17 protein-coding genes are annotated in these 18,166 nt (G+C 59.6%); 11 read left to right on the top strand and 6 right to left on the bottom strand.

Annotated elements, in window-relative coordinates:
• Positions 1–109: 109 nt before the first annotated feature.
• From D1820_RS18125 to D1820_RS18140, 4 genes are read left to right on the top strand one after another with little or no spacing between them, the layout of a single operon-like run.
• The gene (locus D1820_RS18125) at positions 110–2,239 is read left to right on the top strand and encodes a YjbH domain-containing protein (RefSeq protein WP_118070526.1); all 2,130 of its coding nucleotides are present in this window, start codon (positions 110–112) and stop codon (positions 2,237–2,239) included.
• Entirely contained in the window at positions 2,236–2,895 is a 660-nt protein-coding gene (locus tag D1820_RS18130) for a YjbF family lipoprotein (protein WP_118070528.1), read from the top strand. Before D1820_RS18125 ends, D1820_RS18130 begins: the two co-directional genes overlap by 4 nt.
• A 56-nt stretch (positions 2,896–2,951) precedes the next feature.
• Positions 2,952–4,325 carry a polysaccharide biosynthesis/export family protein gene (locus tag D1820_RS18135; RefSeq protein WP_205521420.1) on the top strand — a complete coding sequence of 458 codons (1,374 nt, stop codon included), beginning with the start codon at positions 2,952–2,954 and terminating at the stop codon, positions 4,323–4,325.
• Positions 4,326–4,351: 26 nt separating this feature from the next.
• The gene (locus tag D1820_RS18140; protein WP_118070587.1) at positions 4,352–4,609 is read left to right on the top strand and encodes a hypothetical protein; all 258 of its coding nucleotides are present in this window, start codon (positions 4,352–4,354) and stop codon (positions 4,607–4,609) included.
• Here the strand turns inward: D1820_RS18140 and D1820_RS18145 are convergent.
• Positions 4,606–6,081, bottom strand: a complete 1,476-nt coding sequence (locus D1820_RS18145; RefSeq protein ID WP_118070530.1) for a UdgX family uracil-DNA binding protein — start codon at positions 6,079–6,081, stop codon at positions 4,606–4,608. The genes D1820_RS18140 and D1820_RS18145 overlap by 4 nt on opposite strands.
• On the bottom strand, positions 6,081–7,316 hold the full coding sequence (locus tag D1820_RS18150) for a putative DNA modification/repair radical SAM protein (RefSeq protein WP_118070533.1): 1,236 nt from the start codon (positions 7,314–7,316) through the stop codon (positions 6,081–6,083). The genes D1820_RS18145 and D1820_RS18150 overlap by 1 nt, the downstream gene beginning before the upstream one ends.
• A gap of 189 nt (positions 7,317–7,505) precedes the next feature.
• On the opposite strand from D1820_RS18150, the gene D1820_RS18155 reads away from it, so the two are divergent.
• On the top strand, positions 7,506–8,885 hold the full coding sequence (locus D1820_RS18155; RefSeq protein WP_118070535.1) for an NAD-dependent succinate-semialdehyde dehydrogenase: 1,380 nt from the start codon (positions 7,506–7,508) through the stop codon (positions 8,883–8,885).
• A gap of 74 nt (positions 8,886–8,959) precedes the next feature.
• A complete protein-coding gene (locus tag D1820_RS18160) occupies positions 8,960–9,859 on the top strand; it encodes a DNA topoisomerase IB (RefSeq protein WP_254683406.1) in 900 nt (299 codons plus the stop codon).
• A gap of 86 nt (positions 9,860–9,945) precedes the next feature.
• Here D1820_RS18160 and D1820_RS18165 read toward each other — a convergent pair whose 3' ends face one another.
• Positions 9,946–11,280, bottom strand: a complete 1,335-nt coding sequence (locus D1820_RS18165) for an MATE family efflux transporter (protein WP_118070537.1) — start codon at positions 11,278–11,280, stop codon at positions 9,946–9,948.
• Between the two features lie 193 nt (positions 11,281–11,473).
• On the opposite strand from D1820_RS18165, the gene D1820_RS18170 reads away from it, so the two are divergent.
• From D1820_RS18170 to D1820_RS18190, 5 genes are all read left to right on the top strand, one after another.
• Positions 11,474–12,487 carry a ligase-associated DNA damage response exonuclease gene (locus tag D1820_RS18170; RefSeq protein ID WP_118070539.1) on the top strand — a complete coding sequence of 338 codons (1,014 nt, stop codon included), beginning with the start codon at positions 11,474–11,476 and terminating at the stop codon, positions 12,485–12,487.
• Complete coding sequence (locus D1820_RS18175; protein WP_118070541.1) at positions 12,487–14,043, top strand: cisplatin damage response ATP-dependent DNA ligase; 1,557 nt, start codon at positions 12,487–12,489, stop codon at positions 14,041–14,043. Before D1820_RS18170 ends, D1820_RS18175 begins: the two co-directional genes overlap by 1 nt.
• 77 nt (positions 14,044–14,120) lie before the next feature.
• Positions 14,121–14,843 (top strand): tryptophan-rich sensory protein, encoded by a 723-nt coding sequence (locus D1820_RS18180; protein WP_118070543.1) that lies wholly within the window; start codon positions 14,121–14,123, stop codon positions 14,841–14,843.
• Positions 14,844–14,884: 41 nt separating this feature from the next.
• Positions 14,885–15,160, top strand: coding sequence for a type II toxin-antitoxin system ParD family antitoxin (locus D1820_RS18185; RefSeq protein ID WP_040169778.1), 276 nt, complete (start codon positions 14,885–14,887; stop codon positions 15,158–15,160).
• Positions 15,144–15,500: a type II toxin-antitoxin system RelE/ParE family toxin gene (locus D1820_RS18190; RefSeq protein WP_118070545.1), complete on the top strand. Its 357-nt coding sequence runs from the start codon at positions 15,144–15,146 to the stop codon at positions 15,498–15,500. The genes D1820_RS18185 and D1820_RS18190 overlap by 17 nt, the downstream gene beginning before the upstream one ends.
• A gap of 12 nt (positions 15,501–15,512) precedes the next feature.
• On the opposite strand, the gene D1820_RS18195 is transcribed toward D1820_RS18190, so the two are convergent.
• The 3 genes from D1820_RS18195 to D1820_RS18205 form a co-directional block, all read right to left on the bottom strand.
• Entirely contained in the window at positions 15,513–15,941 is a 429-nt protein-coding gene (locus D1820_RS18195; RefSeq protein WP_096873288.1) for a helix-turn-helix domain-containing protein, read from the bottom strand.
• Positions 15,942–16,066: 125 nt separating this feature from the next.
• Positions 16,067–16,849 (bottom strand): ATP-binding cassette domain-containing protein, encoded by a 783-nt coding sequence (locus D1820_RS18200; RefSeq protein WP_040169773.1) that lies wholly within the window; start codon positions 16,847–16,849, stop codon positions 16,067–16,069.
• Complete coding sequence (locus D1820_RS18205; protein ID WP_040169771.1) at positions 16,846–18,147, bottom strand: sugar ABC transporter permease; 1,302 nt, start codon at positions 18,145–18,147, stop codon at positions 16,846–16,848. The genes D1820_RS18200 and D1820_RS18205 overlap by 4 nt, the downstream gene beginning before the upstream one ends.
• Between the last annotated feature and the right edge of the window lie 19 nt (positions 18,148–18,166).

Below are 18,166 nucleotides of genomic sequence, written 5' to 3' on the forward strand. Positions count from 1 at the left end.
GCCTGACGCTGTTTCAACCGGCAAATCTGCAGGTTTAGTGTTAGGCGGGGTTGGGCGCAGTGTGAAGAAGCACCACCAAAAAAGGTGGGCACGACGAGGCTGGGTGGGAATGCGGGTACACGCAATTCTTCTGATTGGCTGTCTGAGCACGCTCAGCGGCCCGCTGGGTGCAATCCGTGCACCAGCCCAAACTCTGTCGACCTATGGAACCCCGGGCTTGGTTGATATGCCAACTGCTGAGGTTCTGCCGGATGGAACACTGGCGCTGACCACCTCGAACTTTGAGAACACCAGCCGCAATACCCTGACGTTTCAAATGTTGCCGAATGTCTACGGCAGCTTCCGCTACAGTTTTCTGCGGGACTTTGATTCCGGGGTGGGTCTCAGCCGCTATGACCGCAGCTTTGATGTTCACTTTCAGCTGCGCCGGGAAACCGCTGCCGGGCCTGCCATTGCCCTTGGTCTGCGCGATTTCGGAGGCACCGGCGTTTATGCCAGCGAATACCTTGTCGCAACAAAACACGTGACACCTGATGTCACCGTTACTGGCGGAATTGGATGGGGGCGGCTGGCCGGACGCGGTCGGCAGCGCAATCCGCTGACCGCACTGAACGGGCGGTTTGATACCCGTGAAGATTCAAATGCCGGTGGCATCTCGACCACAGGCCAGCTGGATTTCGGCAATTGGTTCCGGGGCGACGCTGCCCTCTTCGGTGGGCTGCGCTGGGATGTGACCCCGCAATGGTCTGTGATGGCGGAATATTCCTCCGACACCTATTCTGCAGAGGCTCAGCGCGGGCTGAGCGATGTTCGCTCCCCTTTCAATATCGGGGCATCCTATCAGTTCGACAATGGTGTGACCCTGGGTGGGTCATATCTGAATGGTTCTGCGCTTGCCGTGCAGCTGAGCTATGCGTTTGACCCGCGCCGCGCCGCAACACCCGGTGGTCAGGGCGCGGCAGCGCCCGCGCTGAAACCAGCCGAACAGGTGGCAGTGGCGAGTTGGAACCTCGCCCAGGGCGGGCCTGATGAACCACAACCTCCCCGCCTGAACGATGTGCTGAAATCCCAGCTGGAGGCAGAGGGCCTTCGCTTGATCAGTTTTGAACGCGAAGGGTCCAGCGCGCGCATCACCGTGGAGAATTTGCGCTACGGCGCGGCGGCGCAAGCGGTTGGGCGCACAACCCGCGTCATGGCCAATACTCTGCCGCCCCATTTGCAGCATTTTGAGGTGACCCTCGCTGAAAACGGGCTGCCCACAACCCGCATCAAAAGCCAGCGTAGCGACCTCTACGAGCTGGAGGGGGATCTGGATGAGGCCTGGCGCAGCCTCGCCCGCGCTGAGATCGAAGATGCCCCGGACCGCATCGCTGTGGATGAGGATGTCGCTGCCTTTCCCCGCTTCACCTATCGCTTTGGCCCCTATACGCAACTTTCCTTCTTTGATCCGGATGAGCCGCTGCGGCATGAGATCGGCGCGGAGCTGAAAGCCAGCTACCAGCCTGCGCCCGGCTGGACCTTTGTCGGTCAGCTGCGTCAGCCAGTGGTTGGCAACCTTGATGCCTCGGCCCGCCCGTCGAACTCAGTTTTGCCCCGGGTTCGTTCGGACTGGGCGCGCTACGCATCAGAATCCGACCTGCGCCTCAGCCATCTGACCGCTGACTATAGCTGGCGGCCCGGTCAGGATCTGTTTGCCCGCGTCACCGCAGGCTACCTTGAGCAGATGTTCGGCGGCATCTCAGCAGAGCTGCTCTGGTTTCCGGTTGGCAGCAGCCTCGCACTTGGAGCCGAGCTGAACTATGCCAGACAGCGCGATTTTGATGTCCAGTTCGGGTTCCAGGACTATGACGTCATGACCGGACATGCCTCCGTCTACTACAAAACCCGCGGCGACTATCATGTTCAGGTCGATATGGGCCGGTATCTTGCCGGCGACTGGGGCACCACGGTTACCGTTGATCGGGAGTTCAACAACGGCTTCAAGGTCGGCGCATTTGCAACGCTGACAGACGCCTCCTACGAAGAATTTGGCGAGGGCTCCTTTGACAAGGGCATTCGTGTTGAGGTGCCGGTTGCCTGGCTCACCGGAAAACCCTCCAGACGCAGCATCACACAGGTCATTCGCCCGGTCTTGCGGGATGGCGGTGCCCGCCTGAACGTACAGACACGCCTCTATGACAAGGTCAGAGACAGCCGTGGGCGGGCGCTTGCGGCACAATGGGGGCGTTACGCCAGATGATGATCGCGCGACGCCTCCGCCGGGTCACCAGTGCCATCGCAGCCCTCGCCTGCCTGAGCACTGCGGCCTGCACGAATGATGAACGCGAGGTCCTGACGGCAGAGCAGCTGACACGAGGTCTTTCGGACCAGACCACTGCACGCGCCGCCATGCTGGCCAACGCCGGTGCCGAGCAGATGCAGGTCCGCTTTCTCAAGACCGGAAGAAGCGGTGTAATGCTGCAGGAAACCCGCCGCGCCGGGCTGGTCACATGGCTGTCCTCCGACGGGGCGAGCCTGCAGACCGACAAGGGATTGCTGCGCGCAACCCGTGGTTTCGGCGCGGGCCTGATGGCTGTGGACCTGGAGCAGTCTCGTCGTCGTATTTTTGCACATGCAGAAGGTCCGGCAGAGCGATTTCACAGCTATCTGACCGGCAATGATGAGACTGAGACCCGGACTTACCACTGCGACATCAGGGATCGCGGCAACCGTACGCTGACCGTTGCAGGCCAAGAAATCGCCACCCGCCTGATCGCCGAGAGCTGCATCAACCCGGACCAGAGTTTCCTGAACCTCTATTGGCTGCGAGCGACCGACAACAGGCTCATCCAGAGCCGCCAGTGGACCGGACCTTATCTTGGTACAATAACAACACGGCTGCAGGTGACACCATGATCCGCGCCTTCAACGCGCCTTTCCAGCGCCATCCCACCCCGACCGGAGGAAAGACCTTGCGCCTGATTTCCATGATCTGTTGCGCCGCCCTTGCGCTGGCAGGATGTTCAACCGTCTATCGCAGCTCTGATGTCATCCCCGGTGCAGGGGATGGCACACAGGTGCGTGTGGTACCGCTGACTGGCGAAACCGTAACGCAAGCCAACCGGGCCGCCTACGCCCCGCAAACCCTTCCGGAGGCTTATGCCCGCACCGCCGGCACCGGCGCGGGTGTGTCTGTTCGCGGGGCGGGGCGACTGCCAGAGGCGCCATCCACTCAGGAGGGCCTGCGCAATCAGCGCCTTGCCCTGAAGCGTCCTCCGGCGGTTCCAGAAATGCCCTATCAGATCGGGGTTGGTGATGTTGTTATGCTGGCAACGCCTACCACACGCAACACGCTGGAAGAGCTGACCGGATTGCTGGCAGCGCAGAACAGCCGCAATGGCTATACCGTACAGGATGACGGATCGGTCAATATTCCCGATGTCGGGCGCGTGCGCATTGCGGGCCTGACGATTGAGGATGCGGAGGAATTGCTGTTCCAGAAACTAGTAGAAGCCCAGTTCGACCCGACTTTCAGCCTCGAAATCGCCGAGTTCAACTCGCGCCGCGTCTCTGTAGGCGGAGCCGTTGGAAAACCCGGTGTTCTGCCGATCACCCTGACACCGCTCTACCTCAGCGAAGCGCTGGCCGCTGCGGGCAGCGTGTCCGTAGCGGATATCGACGTGAGCTCCGTCAGGATTTATCGCGACGGTGAACTCTATCAGATCCCGCTTACAGATTTCTACGCCAGCCCCGATCTACAAAACACACGCCTCATCTCCGGCGATGCCGTGTTTGTCGATACAGATTTCAATCTCAACCGCGCTGAGCGCTTCTTTGAACAACAGATACGCCTGAAGCAGACGACGCTCGCTGCCCGCGCACAGGAACTGAGTGAGCTGAACACTGCGATCTCCCTGCGCCGCAGTGACTATGCAGAACAGCGCAGCACCTTTGAGGCGCGCGAGGTCCTTGGCGCGAATGACCGTGACTATGTCTATCTGACCGGCGAGGTCGATAAACAGACCCGCTATCCCCTGCCCTATGAACGCCAAGCCTCGTTGGCGGATGCGCTCTATGATGCAGGTGGTGGGATCGCGCGCGAAACCGGTGATGTTTCGCAAGTCTATGTGCTGCGCGCCTCCAGCGACCCGCGTGAATTCGGCGCGGTGACCGCCTGGCATCTGAATGCCAGCAGTGCGGCCAACCTGACACTTGCAACCAAATTTCAGCTGCGACCGGATGATGTGATCTTCGTCGCCGAGAACCCGGTTACCAAATGGGGCCGTACCCTACGCCAAATCACCCCTTCCCTGATCACAACACCCGTCGCAGCGGCGGTGAACTGATGGGACAAACGGCGATAGGCTATATCATGCGCCCAACCTTAAGCTGCGCCCTTGCCCTTCTGCTGATGGCAGGTCCGGGTCTGGCGCAGACTGCAAAGCCCGCAGATGACCAACTGGACTGCGAGGATGACCGCAACGCGGAAGAGGACGCATGTCTCTTGTTCATCGAACCGGTTGCAGGCCAATTCGCACCGATGATTGCACCTGCAATTGGTCTTCTGGGTCTGGCGTTGGTCGCGGGCCTTGGCTCCTCAGGGTCGACCAGCACCACAAGCACGGACTAGGGGCGGGGCCTTAGTGGCGTCCCGCATTCAGGCCTGCCCGACGTCTCGCACTGAACCAACCAATCAGCTGCGACCCGCAGGTCTGCCCGCAAATCCTCGGTTGCCTGCGCGCGCAGATGGGGGTCAGGCACCCGAAGCAGATAAGACGGATGCAAGGTGATCAGGACAGGGGTCCCGTCGGTGCGATGCTCAATCTTGCCACGCCGTTGCAGGATATCCTTGCCCGACCCAAGCAATGCCTCCGCCGCTGTCGCGCCTAGCGCAAGGATCAGCTTTGGTTGGACCAGATCCAGTTCAGCCCGGAGCCAAACCTGACAATGGCGGGTCTCCGATCCGTTGGGCCGTTGATGCAGTCTCTTGCGGCCTCTGGGCATGAATTTGAAATGTTTCACCGCATTGGTGACATAGGCCGCCTCCCGCGGCAGCCCGGTCTCAGCCGCCAACTGATCAAACAGCTGCCCGGCGGGCCCCACAAATGGCCGCCCCACCAGATCCTCCTGATCACCGGGTTGTTCGCCGACAATCATCAGATCCGCATCTGTTGGACCTTCACCGGGCACGGCCTGGGTCGCTGGAGCATACAACGGACAGCGAGTGCAGCTATTGATCGCGGCGGGCAACTCAGCTGCCGGACCCTGCCAATAGGGGTTTGCCTCTGGCAAGCGGGCCTGCACCCGCGCGGCGCGTAACGGTGGCAAGGTTGGTGCGGCTTCCGCCATGGCGCGCGCCCGCGCCGGGGCTGTGGCGATCAACTCCGGAATGGCGGCGGCCTCCGGCATATTCTTCCAGTATTTTTTAGGCATCTCCGACTGCATGGCCTGAACCTTCAGCCGCGCCGGATTGAAGATATTGCGGAAATAGGTGATCCAGAGCTGTTCGCTGGCATCCTGCGGCAGTTCAGGCCGGGGATGGCCGGGCTCAAACCGCAGCTCGCCCCCCTCAAATATCGCTGCAACATCCGGCGTCAGTATGCGCCAGTCCATATCGGCAAAGCGCCGAGCGAAGAACGTTGCCGTTGGTTCCACCGTATGATGTGTTGGCTCGAACCACGCCGCGAAGGACCGGCGCGGCGCATCAGCGTCACCCAATTCACGAAACCGGACAAAGGCTTTCATCTTGTGTTGGCAGCGCAACACAGCTTTTTCCATCTGCCGCAGCCGGGCCAAATCCACATCACCGCGATCACTCATCAGACCACGCGCCCCCCGCAGGCGCCAGAGAAACCCATAGAGCCGGGAAAACCGGCTCGGATCGCTGTGCCAGACCACCTTATCCGCCAGGGTGACAAAGCCGCGCGGCACCTGGATATCACCATTGGGCGGCGGGCGGGTCTGTGATGCGAACAGATCCGGCGTCGTGCTATCGTTGTTCCAGAGAATTGCCTCAGGTGGAACACCCTGTGCCAGAAACCCCCGCGCAGCGCGGCGCCAGGCCTCCGCGGTCCCGATTACAGGCATTTCAGCATGGTACATCAGAACAGGGTCAGCTGTTCTGGTGGCGGTGCAAACCGCGCCCGCAAATCGACACTGTCCGTCAGCCGACCCGGTGTCCAACCGCCCGCCACGACAAAGGCCCGTGCCTTCTTCATTGAGGCCCCGATGCGCAGAAGATCCTCATATCGCAGCGACCGGTGCCGACGGGTACTCAGGATGCGGTTCACCGTCTTCACGCCAAACCCTGGCACCCGCAACAGCATCTCCCGGCTGGCACGGTTCACATCCAACGGGAACATTTCACGATGGGCCAGCGCCCAGGCCAGTTTGGGATCTATATGCAGATCCAGATTGCCATCTGGCGCCACCGAGGTGATCTCATCAAGCTGGAAATCATAAAACCGCAGCAACCAATCTGCCTGATACAAGCGATGCTCGCGCTGCAACGGCGGGGAAATCAGCGGTAACTTGGCCGAACTGTCGGGGATGGGAGAGAATGCAGAATAATAAACCCGCTTCAGCTTGTAGCTGGAGTAAAGCCGGGTCGACTGGCCCAGCACCATCGCGTCGTTTGACCCATCCGCCCCGATAATCATCTGCGTCGACTGCCCTGCCGGGGCGAACCGTGGCGGGCGACGGCCTGTGTGGCTGCGCTCCTTGGCGGCCTCCTTGCGCAGGCGCACATCGCCCATCGCCTTGCGGATTTGGCTGGGATCTTTCTCCGGCGCATGTTCGCGCACCGCTGCATCATTTGGCATCTCGACGTTGATCGACAGGCGATCCGCCAACAGACCAGCCTCAGCGATCAGCTCCGGTGCTGCATCCGGAATGGTCTTGAGGTGGATATAACCGCGAAAATTCTCTTCCTGCCGCAGTTTACGCGCAATCTGCACCATATCCGACATCGTTGCGTCCGGCGACCGGATGATCCCAGAGGACAGGAAAAGGCCCTCGATATAATTGCGTCGGTAGAATTCGATGGTCAGTTTCACCACTTCATCCACTGAAAACCGTGCGCGCGGTACATTCGAGGACACCCGATTCACACAATATGTGCAGTCATAGATGCAAAAGTTGGTCATCAGGATCTTCAACAGGCTGATGCAGCGCCCATCTGGCGCATAAGCGTGGCAGATCCCCGTCCCCTCGTTTGAGCCCAGCCCTTTCCCATCGCGTGAGTCGCGTTTGGTCGAGCCAGAAGACGCGCAAGAGGCATCATATTTGGCAGCATCACTTAGGATGGCGAGTTTTTGATCCAGTGTCTGTCGAGTCATATGTTCTATATATGTTCTCACTGAGGGGAAGGCAATCCAAGTTGCGATGAACAGGCCGACCCACCCCACAACTTCGGCTGCGACCTCACGTCCCCGCGATTACTGGGAACCCAATCGTGGACGCTACGTTGTGCCTGCAAGAGACAGGCAGAGGCATCCCTCTCTTGCCGATAGAACGAAAGGCCGATCATGTCCGATACAATCACAACCGTGAACCCCACCACTGGCGAGACGCTCGACACCTATAACGTGCTCAGCAATGCGGCGCTGGAGGACGCTGTGCAAAGCAGTCACAAAGCATTTCTGGAATGGCGGCTGACCCCTGTGGAAGATCGCGCAAAAGTCATCAAATCTATTGGCGCGGCCCTGCGCGACCGCAAGGATGAGCTTGCAGAACTGATGACCAAGGAGATGGGCAAACTGCTCAAGCAAAGCCATCAGGAGATCGATCTATGCGCCGCGATCTGTGACTACAGCGCGGCCGAAGCCCCGGCTGCGTTCGCCCCGGAAGAACGCGATATCGAGGGTGGCGAGAAAGGGCACATTTTCTACTCTCCCATCGGCGTCGTGTATGGCATCCAGCCATGGAATTTTCCCGCTTATCAAGTTATCCGCTATTCGATTGCCAGCTTGATTGCTGGCAACGGCGTGCTGCTGAAACATGCTTCCAATGTGACCGGCTCGGGTCAGATGCTGCAGGAAATCTACGAAGCCGCGGGCCTGCCGAAGGGTTTGTTTCAGGCGCTGGTGATTTCCCATGATCAATCAGATAGTTTGATCAGCCACGATCTGGTGCGCGGTGTCACCCTGACCGGCAGCGATGGCGCGGGCCGCAAGGTCGGTGCCAAGGCCGCAGAGGCGGTGAAGAAAACCGTTTTGGAGCTGGGGTCCAACGATGCCTACATCGTGTTGGAGGACGCCGATATCGAGGCTGCCGTCCAGACCTGCGTCAATGGCCGGACCTACAACAACGGCGAAACTTGCATTGCCGCCAAGCGTTTCGTCGTGGTGGACGCCATCTATGATCAGTTCCGCGACGCCTATGTCGAAGCGATGAAGCGGGTCACCCCCGGGGACCCGATGGGGGAAGATGCCGACATCGGGCCGATGGCGCGAAAGGATCTGCGCGACGATCTTCATCAACAGGTGAAAGACAGCCTCGAAGGTGGTGCCAAACTGCTTTGCGGTGGTGAGATGCCAGATGGCGATGGTTTCTTCTACCTGGCCACCGTTCTTGAGAATGTGACCCCCGGCCAACCCGCCTATGACGATGAACTCTTCGGCCCGGTCGCCGCATTGATCCGCGCGCAGGACGAAGATGACGCCATGCGTATCGCCAACGACAGCCGTTTTGGCCTTGGTGGCGGCATCATGACCAAGGACACCGAGAAGGCACTTGCCCTCGCCCGTGACCACTTCGACACGGGGATGGTGTTCATCAACGGGTTCGGCCTTGCGATCCCCAACATGCCTTTCGGTGGTGTCAAGGATTCCGGCTATGGTCGGGAACATGGCGGCTTTGGCATGAAAGAATTTGTGAACATCAAATCAGTCATGGTTATGAGCTGACATAGTGAGGGCCGCCTGACCTCGGGCGGCCCTCAACCTCATGGTCCATCGTTGTTGAGACAGGGATCAACACAATGAAACTGGTCTACTACACGGATGATCAGCCCGGTATTACCCGTCGCCGTCGAGGCCGCGGGTTTTCCTATTACATGCCCGATGGCAGTCATATCGGCGATGCGACGGAACGGGCGCGACTGAATGGTTTGGGCGTCCCGCCTGCCTACACAGATGTCTGGTTGTGCCCACTGACCAATGGCCATCTTCAAGCCACCGGGCGCGACGCCCGCGATCGGAAGCAATATCGCTATCACCCTGAATGGCAGGCGCACCGCGCCGAACAGAAATTTGCCCAACTCGGCATCTTTGGGGAGCGCCTACCCGTGTTGCGCCGCTGGATCAGCGACAGGTTGACCGGCCCTGTTGGAGACGAAGACACCGCGATCGCCGCCGTACTCGCCCTGTTGGATCGCGGCTCGCTCAGAATTGGAAATCCCAGCTACACCGAGGAGAACGGCAGCTACGGCGCCACCACATTGCGCCCGCGTCACGTCGCCTTTTCGGGACAGGTGATACAGCTGAGATATACGGCGAAGGGTGGCCAGACCGTGGAGAAATCCCTGCGTGGCCCTGCGCTGCAACGCATTCTTGAACGCTCGCAGGATCTGGCCGGTCCCGAACTGATCTCTTGGGTCGACGCCGACGGCAATGCCCGCGCCGTGCGGTCAGAGCAGGTGCAGGAGGTTTTATCCAAACTCTGCGGCGATGGGGTCTCCGCCAAGACCCTGCGCACCTGGAACGGCAGCCACGCCGCATTTACCGTCGCTCTCGATGCCCCGACCCTGACCATCACCGCGATGGCCGAAGCCGCTGCAGAGCGGCTACACAACACCCCAACCATCGCCCGCAACAGCTATATCCATCCGCAGATCATCGCATTGGCCGAGCTACCAGACCCTCAACTGCAGCACGGCTGAGCGCTTTGCCACAGCGCCAAATCAGCGGGCTACGCTTGGGGGAGGAGAGACTGATTGCTTTCCTCAATGCCGGTTGAACGGCGCTCTCAGCGGGCCACTAATCCCGTCCTGCGACCGGTGAAATAAGCGCCCGGAACAGCCGCCAGATTGGCGATCACCGCAGCGCCAAGAATGCCCGCATAACCAAACATCCAGACACCCAGCCAGGCCAGCGGCACATAGATCGCAAAGATCCGCATCAGGCTCAGACCCATCGACCACACAGCTTTGGAACGCGCATTCATCGCGGCGTTGGCGGTCACCAAAACGCCATATCCGAGAAAGCTCCAGCTGACGATGCGCAGGTATTGCGCGGTCGTTGCAGCCGCCCCCTGATCTGACGTAAGGAGCCCGGCAATGTCAGATGCAAAGAGCGTCAACACCAGGGCCATGGCCAGTCCGTATCCGACGCAGAATTGCCAGGATCGCCACACTGCCAGACGCGCCCGCGCCTGCTGATCCGCACCCCAGTTCTGCCCGACAACAGGCCCGATACCCGCCGACAGCGCCAGCAATGGAACAAGAGCCACCGATTGCACCCGCTGTGCAGCCCCAAGCCCGGCGACGACAGTATCACCCAGCGTCGCCGCTGCGGCTGTGACCATCGCCATTCCGGCCGGGTTGATCGCATTTGAAAATGCGGCAGGGAGGCCGACGCGGATAACTTCGCGCACAGAACCGCCAATGCCATCGGTGAACACCTCTGGCGGGCGAATGACCCCGATCCGAAGCGCGTAGCTAAAAGCCCCAATCAGCGTCAGAACCCGCGCTATAGCAGTGGCAAGTGCAGCCCCGGCAGTCGACATCTCCGGCACCGGGCCGAGCCCGTAGATCAGGACCGGGTCCAGCGCGATATTAAGCACGGCTGCAACCAACATGATCATCGCCGAGGTTGCGCCATCCCCATGCGCCCGGAACACCGCATTCAAAAGTGCCATACCGACTAAAAACGGGAAAGACAGCGCCCAGAAAGGCGCATAGGACTGCGCCTCTGCCAGCACATCATCCTTCGCGCCCATCACCGAGAACAGTGCGCCCGCGCCCAGGTAAAACGCCAGCGCCACCAATGTCGCAACCACGGTGCCCAAGACGATGGCGTGGACCGACAGCCTGTTGGTTTCAGCCTCGCTATCGCCGCGCCCCAGACTTTGAGAAATTGCCGCATTTGCACCAGCGGACAGGCCGATCGACAACGATGTCACCGCTGTTGTCACGGGATAGATGAAACCAACAGCGGCAAGCGGCGCCTCTCCCAATTGACCTAGGAAATAGGCATCAGCCAAACCAACGCTCAATACGCCCAGAATGCCCAGCGACATGGGTGCTGACACCGCTGCGAGCGCACGCCAGACCGCCCCTTGCGTCAAATTCTTCTGCGCCACGGGTCGTCTCCTCAGCTGATATGTTGGGATGGCTGCGTCACAAAGAGCAAAACGCGTGACTCCGCAGATGGTTCCAGCCCCCATCATTTAACACTGAAGTTGACAGTCCAAGACGCCACAGCCCTTGTCCAAACATCTGATTGGGTTAGCTTCTTTGCGATACCCGTTGGTTTGATACGAAGGAGCCAATCCCGTGAGCGCAAAACGCCTGCCGGAGGAGTTACTGCATCCCCAGCCGGATGGCCTCTATTGTCCGGCGGGGGATTTCTACATTGATCCAATACGCCCGGTGCCCCGCGCGATGATCACCCATGGGCATGCCGATCATGCCCGCGCCGGTCACGGCACGGTCTGGGCCAGCCCCCAGACTCTGGATATCATGGCCATACGCTATGGTGAGGACTTCTGCGCCACCCGTATCGCCGTTGAAGAAAGGACGGAAGTAGATGGCATCGACGCGCGATTCACGCCCGCCGGCCATGTGTTGGGCTCTTGTCAGATTACCGTCGACGACGGCAATACCGCCATCACCGTTTCAGGTGACTATGCCCGCGTGGACAACCCCGCCTGCGCATCTTTTCAACTGGCCCCTTGCGACGTTTTCGTGACCGAGGCCACCTTCGGTCTGCCGGTGTTCAACCACCCCAGTCCGCAGTCCGAAATCGAAAAACTGCTGCGCTCTGTCGCGTCCCAACCTGAGCGCTGCCACCTTGTCGGGGCCTACGCATTGGGCAAGGCGCAACGGGTCATCGCGCTGTTGCGGCAGGCGGGTTGGGATCAGCCGATTTATATCCACGGCGCCTTGCAGCGCTTATGTGACTATCACATCGCGCAGGGGGTCGATCTGGGAGAACTGCGTCCGGCCACCACCAAGGAAGGCAAAGCGGCATTTAAAGGCCAGATTATTCTTGGCCCGCCTTCCGCCTTTGCCGCGACCTGGGCGCAGCGCTTTCCCGATCCGGTCATCTGTTTTGCCAGCGGCTGGATGCAGGTGCGTGCTCGCGCCCGGCAGCGGGGCGTTGAACTGCCCCTGATCCTCAGCGACCATGTGGACTGGCCGGATCTGACCCGCACCATCAGGGACCTCAACCCGAAACAAGTCTGGGTAACTCACGGTCGTGAGGACGCGCTGGTCCGCTGGTGCGAGTTGAACCAGATCACCGCCCGCCCCCTGAGGCTCGTCGGCTATGAGGAGGAGGCAGAGTGATGCAGGCCTTCGCCGAGCTTTTGGAGCAACTCGCCTTCACACCGTCGCGTAATGGCAAGATTGCGCATCTTAGGACCGCGTTTGACACCATCCCGGACCCGGACCGGGGCTATGCGCTTGCGGCCATCACCGGTGACCTTGCCCTGCGCAACGTAACACCCTCCCTGCTGCGCGGTCTGGTGGCAGAGGAAACGGACGCAGAGCTGTTCCGCCTGTCCTACGATTTTGTCGGTGATCTGGCGGAAACCGTGGCCCTGATCTGGCCGCACTCCGACACGGTGATTGACATGTCGATGGCCGATGCGGTGCATGAACTGACCAGCACCGCCAAAGCACAACTTCCCGCACTCATCGCTCGGCGGTTGTCACAGATGACCCCGACGCAGCGCTATGCTTATCTGAAGTTGGCGACAGGTGGTCTGCGGGTTGGTGTCTCTGCCCGGTTGGCGCGCAGCGCGCTGGCCCAGTTTGGCGATGTTGATGTCACCGAGATAGAAGAGCTCTGGCACGGGCTGACCCCGCCATATCTACCTCTGTTTGCTTGGTTGGAGGGGGGCGAAAAACCCGTGAACCTTGCCGCGGCCCCCTTTCGCCCGGTCATGCTGTCCACCGGCACCGATCTGGAAGACCTCACCAGTCTCTCACCGGCAGACTTCGTCGCGGAATGGAAATGGGACGGCATCCGGGTTCAAGCCGTGAACGACAACGGGACAAGACGGCTGTATTCGCGCACCGGTGAAGATATCTCCGGATCCTTCCCCGATGTGATCGAGGCGTTGAATTTTGACGGGGTGCTGGATGGTGAGCTGTTGGTGAAGCGTGAGGACATCGTTGCCCCCTTTGGCGATCTGCAGAAACGGCTGGGTCGCAAGAAGGCCGGAAAGGCAATGCTGGCAAGCCATCCCGCCGCGCTGCGGGTCTACGACCTGCTGTTCTTGAATGGCGAAGATCTGAGGTCCCGCACATTGGTTGATCGCCAGACCCATTTGCAAGCCTGCGTCACAGATCTGAGTGATCCGCGTATTGATCGTTCTCTGCCGCTTGACTTTGAGACTTGGGAAGATCTGGCGAAACTGCGCGCGGATCCCCCAAACAGCGTGATAGAAGGCGTTATGATCAAGCGCCGCGACAGCGCCTATATTGCGGGGCGCAAGCGCGGCAACTGGTTCAAATGGAAACGTGATCCGATGCTTGTGGATGCGGTCATCCTCTATGCACAGCGCGGGCATGGCAAGCGTTCAGGCTACTATTCCGATTTCACCTTTGGCGTATGGGACGGCGACCAGTTGGTGCCAGTCGGCAAGGCATATTTCGGTTTCACCGACGCTGAGCTGAAGGAGCTGGATCGGTTCGTGCGCAACAATACCATTGATCGTTTTGGTCCGGTCCGCGCGGTAAAACCTGAGCTTGTTTTGGAAGTTGCCTTCGAAGGGCTGAATGAATCATCCCGTCACAAAAGTGGTCTGGCCATGAGGTTTCCCCGTATCAATCGCATACGAACCGATAAACCAGCGTTAGAAGCAGGAACGTTGGCTGAACTGAAGGCGTTTCTTTAACCTCATGTAAACAGAGCGTAATACTGAAATGATAGGCTCTCAAACACGCCGGTAAATTATAGCGGGATTTGAAGATAATGAACAAACAGTCGTTGGCCTATCTTACCTTGGGACTCGCTATCGCCTTTGCATTAGCACCGTTGGCGACGGAGCCTTTCACCGGCTATTCCGCCGATCAGCTGCCCTATCCGCAGCCTGATCCGATCATTCAGCCGATCGGACCCGCGTTTTCCATCTGGATCGTCATCTATCTGTGGCTCATTGCTGGGGCCAGTTTTGGGGCCCTTCGGGCAGCGGATGGCGCAAGCTGGCACGAGATGCGCAAACCGCTGTCGATCAGCCTTGCCATCGGCGTTTGCTGGCTCTGGGTTGCGAATGCTTCGCCAATTCTGGCCACACTCCTGATCCTGGCCATGACGGTCACTGCGATCCTCGCAATGCGCCGCGCCGGTCGCGACAAAAGGATCTGGAAACGCGGCCCCGTAGGTCTTTATGCCGGGTGGCTAACAGCCGCATCTGCCGTTTCGATCAGCATTGTCGTTCCGGGATACGGCCTGATGAGCCCACAAACAGCTGGGGTGATCTGTCTTGTGGCGGCGCTGGCCGTTGCAGTGCTGGTTCAATCACGCCACCCGACGGCGTCGACCTACACAATTGCTGTCTGCTGGGCCATCGGCGGGATCGTCATCAATCAATGGGGCAGCGACAACTGGCTGATCGTCGCCCTTGCAGGGCTGGGCTGGATCGCACTGGCGCTGCGTGGATTGTACGGCGCCGGATTGATAACTACTACTCAGTAGCATAAGGTGAGATCGAAACCCACAGCAACATCAGGTGCAAAATGAGTGTGAAAGCCTCCATCTCCCTGACCGAAGCGCAGGATGACTTTGCCCGCACCTTGGTCGCGGAAGGCCGGTATTCGAGCCTTAGCGCGGTGTTGCAACAGGGTCTTGAACTTCTGCGCGAAGAAACAGAGGCGCGCCGTGCCGATACCGCAGCCCTGCGCGCCCTGATTGCAGAGCGGCGCGATGGTGCGTTTGTCAGTGCATCAGATGGCCGTCAACGCACAGCTGATCTTCTGAAACGGAAACGGATGCAGCATGATCTACCGGGTTGATCGCGCCGAAGCGATCGACCGAGACCTGGAGGCTATTTTCGACTTTCTCTTTGAAGCCGCCATCAGCTTTGGTGAGGATGCAGAGACGGCGTTTGAACGCGCCGCCACACGTCTGACAGTGATTGACGACGCGATTGAGGCATTGGGGCAAGCGCCCCACCAGGGCACGCTGCGCACCGACATTGCACCGGGTCTGCGCAGCGTCACCAAAGGGCGCGCCATCTTCTACTTTGATCTCAACGACGCAGACCACCAGCTGCGCGTGCTGGCGGTGTTCTTCGGCGGGCAGGATCACCAGCGCCGGATGCTGCTGCGTGCGCTTGGCCATGATGAGGCGTGACCAAAGATCTGATCAGGCCCCGATTTCATCGTGATTGGTCAGGCATTCGGAATGATCCCGCAACACCTCCAGAACGCGACATTCGGCGACCGTACCGCCAGCACAATCGCAGATCATTCGCTGCAACTCAGTCTGTAGGGCTTCCAGCCGCGCGATCCGGTCCGCCACTTGCTTCAGCTGCCGTTGCGCAATGGAATCCGCATTGGAACATGATTGACCGGGGTGATCCGCCAGATCCAGTAATTCGCGAATGGCATCCAGCGGAAACCCCAGTTGCCGGGCATGGCGGATAAAGGCCAACCTATCCAGCTCCGTATCGCCATACCGACGTTGCCCGCCCGCGGTTCGGCCCGGTTCCGGCATCAAACCGATCTGTTCATAGTAGCGAATGGTCTGCACCTTGGTCCCGGTGCGTTTGGCCAATGTCCCAATCGTCAGCATGCTGTTTTCCCCAGCGACCATAAAAATCTACATAGACTGTAGAATTCAACCTGCCGCCCCGCAAGCCAGGGAAACCGCAAAAAGGGGCCGCCAATGGCAGCCCCTTTTGTCAAAACCTTGATGCCTCAGGCAGCCGCTTCTCCCGGCCGCTTACCCAGAATAATCATACTCAGCAGGTCGTCATCCGTGACATCGTCAATATCAACGGTGCCAACCAGCTGACCGTTCTTCATGACAGAGGCACGGTCACACAGCTCCATCACCGCATTGACGTCATGGTCGATCAGGAAAATCCCGATCCCCTGTGCCTTCAGCTGCTGAATCAGCTCTGCCACCATCTGCGTTTCATGTGGACCAAGGGCTGCCGTCGGCTCATCCATGATCAGGATTTTGGCGTTGAAATACACCGCCCGTGCAATGGCCACCGACTGGCGCTGGCCACCGGAGAGCGCCGACACCGGTTCTGAGAATTTCTGAAAATTCGGGTTCAGCCGGTTCATGATTTTGCGGCACTCGGCCTCCATTGCGGAGTCGTCGACCAATCCAAATGGCGTCACCAGCTCACGCCCCAGAAACAGATTTGAGGCCGCATCAAGGTTATCCGCCAGCGCCAGCGTCTGATAGATCGTCTCGATATTATGTGACCGCGCGTCCCGCGGATTGGTGATCTCAACCCTGTCGCCATTGACCCGGATTTCACCGGCGTCCATCTGGTAAGCGCCGGACAACACCTTGATCAGGGTGGATTTCCCGGCACCGTTGTGGCCCAGCAATCCGACAACCTCACCCGGGTAAAGGTCGACGCTGACGTGGTCCACGGCTTTGATGCCGCCGAAGGAGATCGAAATATCCTTCATCTCGACCAGCGGGGTGGCGCCTGCGGCGCGCAGCTCTTTTGCGGTGCTCATATCCGGGCCCCCACACGTTTGCGATACAAGATATCAATCCAGACTGCCGCGACCAGCACTGTGCCGACAACGATATTCTGAAACGGTGCATCGACACCAACCATGGCCATACCCGATTGCAGACTCTGCATGATCAACGCGCCAAGGATCGCACCGTAAATCGTGCCAAAGCCGCCAGACAGGGCCGTGCCGCCGATGACTGCCGCCGCAATGACGCGCAGTTCATCCAAGGTGCCGATATCATTTGAGTGGTTCGCCAGTCGCGCCGACGCCACAACAGCAGAGAGCGCACAGAGGAACCCCATGAGGGCGAAAATCTTCACCGTCAGAAGCCGCGTGTTGATGCCAGACAGCTCAGCCGCATCAGGATTGCCGCCAGTCGCAAAGATATACCGCCCCAGACGCGTCCGGCGCGCGATAATTGTCATCACCACAGCGGTAGCAATCAGGATCAATACCGAAATCGGCAGACCATAGCCAACGACCAGCCCCTCAGGCATGGTTTCTCCCTGCGCTTCCAGCATCCGCTTCAGACGGCGGGCGGGAATTTGATAGGCATTGAGGACGGCAACAAAACCAAGGATGGATGCGGCAATAGTACCGGCGATCACCGCTTCCGCCCAGGCTGGCTTCACCGGGAAGCCATGTCCCTGTTTTGCACGGCGGCTGTTCCACAATGCTGCCAGCGCCAGTACGGTCGCAACGATCCCAACCGCCCAGCTCAGCGTGGTGCCCAATGTGCCGGAGGTGCCGCCAAAGACCAGAAAGGTGCTGTCGAGCGGGCCAATCGTCTGACCATCGGTCAGATACCAGGCCACATTGCGCCAGACCAGAAATCCGCCCAGCGTCACAATAAAGGCCGGAATGGTCAGAAAGCCCACCATCCACCCCTGAAAGGCACCGATCAGCGTACCAATGGTGAGGCCCACAGCCACGGTGATAATCCAGGTGGCAGGATGGTTGAGGCCAAGACCCAACATATCCGGCAGCACATCCGTCTGCACCACGGCCATCACCGCCGAGCAGGTCGCCAGCAGCGCGCCAACACTCAGGTCAATGTGACGGGTCACGATCACAAACACCATGCCCGTGGCCATGATCGCCACCGACACGGTCTGAATGGTCAGGTTAAAGATATTGCGCGGCGTCAGGAAACGCCCATCCGTCAGGATGTTGAATCCAATGCACAAGATGACAAAGGCACCGATCATTCCCAATAGGCGGACGTCCAGTTCCAATTGCTGGAACAGGCCACGCTTGCTGTGTTCGGGGATCGGCTGAGACGTGGTTTCGGTCATATCCGAACTCCAGTGATCA

This window comes from Phaeobacter sp. LSS9, from assembly GCF_003443595.1.
Classification (GTDB): domain Bacteria; phylum Pseudomonadota; class Alphaproteobacteria; order Rhodobacterales; family Rhodobacteraceae; genus Phaeobacter; species Phaeobacter piscinae.

What these genes read in the sequence shown, in the direction of transcription:
- D1820_RS18180 (WP_118070543.1), top strand. Translation starts at nt 14,121, where the DNA reads ATGAACAAACAGTCGTTGGCCTATCTTACCTTGGGACTCGCTATCGCC.
- D1820_RS18200 (WP_040169773.1), bottom strand. Translation starts at nt 16,849, where the DNA reads ATGAGCACCGCAAAAGAGCTGCGCGCCGCAGGCGCCACCCCGCTGGTC.
- D1820_RS18140 (WP_118070587.1), top strand. Translation starts at nt 4,352, where the DNA reads ATGCGCCCAACCTTAAGCTGCGCCCTTGCCCTTCTGCTGATGGCAGGT.
- D1820_RS18145 (WP_118070530.1), bottom strand. Translation starts at nt 6,081, where the DNA reads ATGTACCATGCTGAAATGCCTGTAATCGGGACCGCGGAGGCCTGGCGC.
- D1820_RS18185 (WP_040169778.1), top strand. Translation starts at nt 14,885, where the DNA reads ATGAGTGTGAAAGCCTCCATCTCCCTGACCGAAGCGCAGGATGACTTT.
- D1820_RS18175 (WP_118070541.1), top strand. Translation starts at nt 12,487, where the DNA reads ATGCAGGCCTTCGCCGAGCTTTTGGAGCAACTCGCCTTCACACCGTCG.
- D1820_RS18150 (WP_118070533.1), bottom strand. Translation starts at nt 7,316, where the DNA reads ATGACTCGACAGACACTGGATCAAAAACTCGCCATCCTAAGTGATGCT.
- D1820_RS18160 (WP_254683406.1), top strand. Translation starts at nt 8,960, where the DNA reads ATGAAACTGGTCTACTACACGGATGATCAGCCCGGTATTACCCGTCGC.
- D1820_RS18195 (WP_096873288.1), bottom strand. Translation starts at nt 15,941, where the DNA reads ATGCTGACGATTGGGACATTGGCCAAACGCACCGGGACCAAGGTGCAG.
- D1820_RS18125 (WP_118070526.1), top strand. Translation starts at nt 110, where the DNA reads ATGCGGGTACACGCAATTCTTCTGATTGGCTGTCTGAGCACGCTCAGC.
- D1820_RS18205 (WP_040169771.1), bottom strand. Translation starts at nt 18,147, where the DNA reads ATGACCGAAACCACGTCTCAGCCGATCCCCGAACACAGCAAGCGTGGC.
- D1820_RS18155 (WP_118070535.1), top strand. Translation starts at nt 7,506, where the DNA reads ATGTCCGATACAATCACAACCGTGAACCCCACCACTGGCGAGACGCTC.
- D1820_RS18130 (WP_118070528.1), top strand. Translation starts at nt 2,236, where the DNA reads ATGATGATCGCGCGACGCCTCCGCCGGGTCACCAGTGCCATCGCAGCC.
- D1820_RS18190 (WP_118070545.1), top strand. Translation starts at nt 15,144, where the DNA reads ATGATCTACCGGGTTGATCGCGCCGAAGCGATCGACCGAGACCTGGAG.